Raw genomic sequence first — 4,250 nt, 5'->3', positions numbered from 1 at the left:
TTGTGATTTTAGGTACTTACAGATCCCCCCTAACCCCCCTTGTTAAGGGGGGAAATAGAGTCAAAGTCCCCCTTGTTAAGGGGGATTTAGGGGGATCTGAAAAAATTTGATACACCATGAGAGACTTTTCAAACACCCTCTTAGAAGTTGTAGGAATGTTACGCTTTATTCAACAATTTGAAGTAGGTTATGGAGATTACACTACTGAAAAGTATCAGTTAGAAGAACCAACCGTAGAAGATTTTCAACAATTTGTGAGAAGGGATAATCAGGAAGTAAATAAATAAACAGATACTTACGGCGAATAGTTAACCACCATATACCTGTGACCAAGTTGTCAATAAAAATACTATCACCGCACTGATAGCTAAAACACCTTGAATCAAATTCCCGACAACCGTTCCCACAGTAATCCCTATCCCAGCTTTTACCGCAGGCCATAATCGTCTTTGATAAAGGAACTCACCCACAATTGCACCTAACAGTGGTCCAAATAAAATTCCTAATAATGGTCCACCAAAAGGTAAAGCAGGTAGTAATCCAAAAAATCCCAGTAACAAACCCACAAACGCGCCAATTTGTCCCCACTTACTAGCACCGGCTTGTTTTGCTCCGATATAACCAGCCAGGAAATCAACTCCTGTACTCAGAACTAAAACAATGATTGTCACAATCAGGGGAATTTTAATAGCTGCAAAGGAATTACTCACAATTCCCCAAATAATAATAGATATTAAAATCAAACTACTTCCAGGTATGGCTGGAACTACAGCACCAATAATCCCCACAAACATCACAGCCACTAAGAGTAAATAAATAATTTGCATAATTCATAATTTATAACTTTTATTAATATCCAGATCCCCGACTTCTTAAAGAAGTCGGGGATCTAAATTCATTAGAATCAACCATTACCAAGGGTTACAGCTAATTTATCGGCAATTCCCGCAATCCAGTTTTCATCTTGTTTAGTGTAACTGCGGGGAGCATTTGCCGCTAAAATTAAAACCCCTTCTTTACCAATTGGTTGACAAATTACACCTTGTGTGTTCTCTGGTAAATAATCAAATTCAATTTTACCAGGATAGACATACAAAGCCACTAAATAAATTGGCTTTTGAGTTTCTAATACTTTTTTTAAAATTGTTCCTGGGACTACTTCCGATTTAGCAGCCAGAATACCACGACGTAATAAAACTTTACCTTGATGGTAAACTATAAGCGATCGCGTGACTGTATTAGTTAATAATAACCGCGATGCCCAGGCTAATTCTATTTTCGCGGCTTCTGGTAAATCTGCTGCTAAAAAAAATCCCTCTTCCCCAATCAATTCCACTGTCTCCGGTGTGCGTGGCTGTACCTGTTGCCAAATTAAACCAGTTAAAATTAACACCGCACTCAAAATCACCCCCAGCACATCTCCTCGTGCTTGAGAGTTTGTCAGTTGCGGTGTTAATAACCGATTCATTAACAAAAGCACAGCACCTAAACCCCCAACAACTAAGGGTAAACGCCGTAAAACTCGATTAGGATCTGATTTTGTCATTAGTCATTGGTCATTGGTCATTGGTCATTGGGAAAATTCTTTCTCCCCCTACTTCCCCTACTCCCCCTACTCCCCCTACTCCCTCTGTCACCTGTCACCTGTCACCTAACTTCCTACTCTTCCCCTGGTTCTAGGATACGTTGGAAAAGATAACCAGTACCTCTAGCGGTGAGAATTAGTTCAGGGTTGCTGGGATCATCTTCTAATTTTGCCCGTAATCGGGAAATATGTACATCCACAACGCGAGTATCTACATGGCGTTCAGGAGTATATCCCCACACTTCTTGCAGAATTTCTGAACGGGAAAAAGCTTCACCAGAACGACTGACTAACAATTCTAATAAGCTAAATTCCATCCCGGTTAAGCGAATCCGCTCATCACCTTTATAAACTTGACGCTTATTTGTATCAATTTTGATGGTGCTGACATGAATTACCCCGGAACTAGGAATACCATTTGCACCAGTTTTGTCCACCCGTCGCAAGACTGAACGAATCCGCGCTTCTAGTTCTTTGGGGGAGAATGGTTTAACGACATAATCATCAGCACCTAATTCTAACCCGGTGATGCGATCGGCGACATCTCCCAAGGCGGTGAGCATAATAATGGGAACATCCGATTCTTTGCGTAATTCTTGACAAACGCCATAACCATCGAGTTTTGGCATCATGACATCTAAAACTACCAGGTCTGGTTCAGCTTTGCGAAATATTTCTAAAGCTTCCTCTCCGTCTCCTGCTGTCACTACATCGTAGCCAATCATGGAAAGGCGTGTTTCCAAAATCCGACGAATGCTGGCTTCGTCGTCTACTACTAGGATTTTTTCTTTATGACTTTCCAAGTTTTGTCATGCTCCTTAACTAAAATTTTTCATGATTAATTTTTAATATCATAATATTAAGATATCATTGCTCTCAATTGATTTGGAAAGAGCTTCTAACTATTACTATTAGTAAATTTCCGTTTTTTCCAAGAATTAACAAAAAATTAAGATTATTAAATAAAATTTCAGTATGGCAAAGCCAAAAACCATTTATATCTGTAGTAATTGTGCGGCGGAATTCTCCCAATGGTTCGGAAAATGTTCAAATTGTGACACTTACGACTCTTTAGTTGAGCAGAATATTAGCTCTTTTCTGGGGGATATACCTAGCCGGGGTGGGGTGGGAAATTGGCAAGCTGGAGGTCATGGTAAATCTCATGGTAAACCAGCTAAAGCTAGATCATCTCTGACTTTTGACCAAATTAGCGATCGCCAAATTGCTCGTTGGGAGTCCGGTTATGGCGAATTAGATCGAGTTTTAGGCGGGGGGGTTGTTCCCGGTTCAATGGTATTAATTGGTGGTGATCCTGGTATCGGTAAATCTACTTTACTGCTACAAGTATCTAACCAATTAGCACAAAAATATCGGATTCTCTATATTACTGGAGAAGAGTCTGGACAACAAGTAAAATTGCGGGCTTCTCGCTTGGGAATGTCCAAATCTCCTCTTGTCGTCACAGAAGATCATCAAAACAAAGATCCGGAAGCACCAGTGACAAATCCTGAACAACCCATAGATCCTGACAGTATAGGCGCGGATTTATATGTGTTGCCAGAAACGGATTTAGAAGAAATTTTGCGAGAAATAGATTCTTTAAAGCCCAATGTGGCAGTAATAGATAGTATTCAAACAGTATTTTTACCAGCTTTGACATCAGCGCCGGGTTCAGTGGCACAAGTCAGGGAATGTACCGCAGCCTTGATGAAGGTGGCAAAACATGAAGATATTACGATGTTAATTGTTGGTCATGTTACCAAAGAAGGCACGATTGCCGGACCGCGAGTATTAGAACACTTAGTTGATACTGTATTGTATTTTGAAGGCGATCGCTTTGCTTCCCACAGATTATTAAGAACTGTAAAAAACCGTTTCGGAGCAACACACGAAATTGGTATATTTGAAATGGTATCGCAAGGATTAAGGGAAGTTGATAATCCTTCCGAATTATTTTTAGGCAATCGTGATGATCCGGCTCCCGGTACAGCCATTGTAGTAGCTTGTGAAGGAACAAGACCCATAGTAGTGGAATTACAAGCTTTAGTTAGCCCTACCAGTTATCCCTCTCCTCGCCGAGCAGGTACAGGTATAGATTATAATCGCTTAGTGCAAATTCTCGCCGTATTAGAAAAGCGTGTAGGTGTCCCCATGTCCAAATTAGATTCCTATGTTGCTTCTGCGGGGGGATTAAACGTAGAAGAACCAGCAGTAGATTTAGGAATTGCCGTTGCCATAGTTGCCAGTTTCCGCGATCGCATCGTTGATCCTGGTACAGTCTTAATTGGAGAAGTAGGATTAGGGGGACAGGTGCGATCGGTTTCCCAAATGGAACTACGATTAAAAGAAGCAGCAAAACTGGGATTTAAAAGAGCGATCGTTCCTAAAGGCACAAAATTTCCTGAAATTGGCATAGAGATATTACCAGTAGGTAAAGTCATAGATGCAATTATTGCGGCTGTACCTCATCAAGAATTGACAGAGGAAGATTTAGAACCTGATGGGGATGAATAGTCTAATTTATTTCTTAGAGGATGTTTGAAAAGTTTCCGGCGATTAGAAATCGCTACTACACAAACAAAGTCCACCTGCGTGGACTAACGAAAAATCAAGGCTTTTGAACCCACGAAGGTGGGTTTCGTCTGTGTAGCTGCGACTTCTAGTC

The 4,250-nt window shown here is 40.8% G+C and carries 5 protein-coding genes; 2 read left to right on the top strand and 3 right to left on the bottom strand.

Annotation, left to right across the window (positions count from 1 at the left end):
• The first annotated feature begins 116 nt into the window (after positions 1–116).
• Positions 117–287, top strand: coding sequence for a hypothetical protein (locus tag PN471_RS04205; RefSeq protein ID WP_271775786.1), 171 nt, complete (start codon positions 117–119; stop codon positions 285–287).
• Positions 288–308: 21 nt separating this feature from the next.
• On the opposite strand, the gene PN471_RS04200 is transcribed toward PN471_RS04205, so the two are convergent.
• The 3 genes from PN471_RS04200 to rpaB all read right to left on the bottom strand — a co-directional run bounded on the left by PN471_RS04200 (position 309) and on the right by rpaB (position 2,388).
• A complete protein-coding gene (locus PN471_RS04200) occupies positions 309–827 on the bottom strand; it encodes a DUF456 domain-containing protein (protein WP_271775785.1) in 519 nt (172 codons plus the stop codon).
• A gap of 77 nt (positions 828–904) precedes the next feature.
• The gene (locus tag PN471_RS04195) at positions 905–1,546 is read right to left on the bottom strand and encodes a cofactor assembly of complex C subunit B (protein ID WP_271775784.1); all 642 of its coding nucleotides are present in this window, start codon (positions 1,544–1,546) and stop codon (positions 905–907) included.
• Positions 1,547–1,659: 113 nt separating this feature from the next.
• Complete coding sequence (gene rpaB, locus PN471_RS04190) at positions 1,660–2,388, bottom strand: response regulator transcription factor RpaB (RefSeq protein ID WP_015079764.1); 729 nt, start codon at positions 2,386–2,388, stop codon at positions 1,660–1,662.
• 172 nt (positions 2,389–2,560) lie between these two features.
• On the opposite strand from rpaB, the gene radA reads away from it, so the two are divergent.
• Positions 2,561–4,099, top strand: a complete 1,539-nt coding sequence (gene radA / locus PN471_RS04185; RefSeq protein ID WP_271775783.1) for a DNA repair protein RadA — start codon at positions 2,561–2,563, stop codon at positions 4,097–4,099.
• Positions 4,100–4,250 lie beyond the last annotated feature (151 nt).

The organism is Aphanizomenon sp. CS-733/32 (genome assembly GCF_028330045.1).
In the GTDB taxonomy this organism is placed as follows: domain Bacteria; phylum Cyanobacteriota; class Cyanobacteriia; order Cyanobacteriales; family Nostocaceae; genus Dolichospermum; species Dolichospermum gracile.
Note: the sequence above shows the minus strand (reverse complement) of the source record. Positions and strands in the feature narration are given on the sequence as shown.

Excerpts from the sequence above, each read along its gene's own strand:
- PN471_RS04205 (WP_271775786.1), top strand. The coding sequence starts at position 117 with ATGAGAGACTTTTCAAACACCCTCTTAGAAGTTGTAGGAATGTTACGC.
- PN471_RS04200 (WP_271775785.1), bottom strand. The coding sequence starts at position 827 with ATGCAAATTATTTATTTACTCTTAGTGGCTGTGATGTTTGTGGGGATT.
- PN471_RS04195 (WP_271775784.1), bottom strand. The coding sequence starts at position 1,546 with ATGACAAAATCAGATCCTAATCGAGTTTTACGGCGTTTACCCTTAGTT.
- radA (WP_271775783.1), top strand. The coding sequence starts at position 2,561 with ATGGCAAAGCCAAAAACCATTTATATCTGTAGTAATTGTGCGGCGGAA.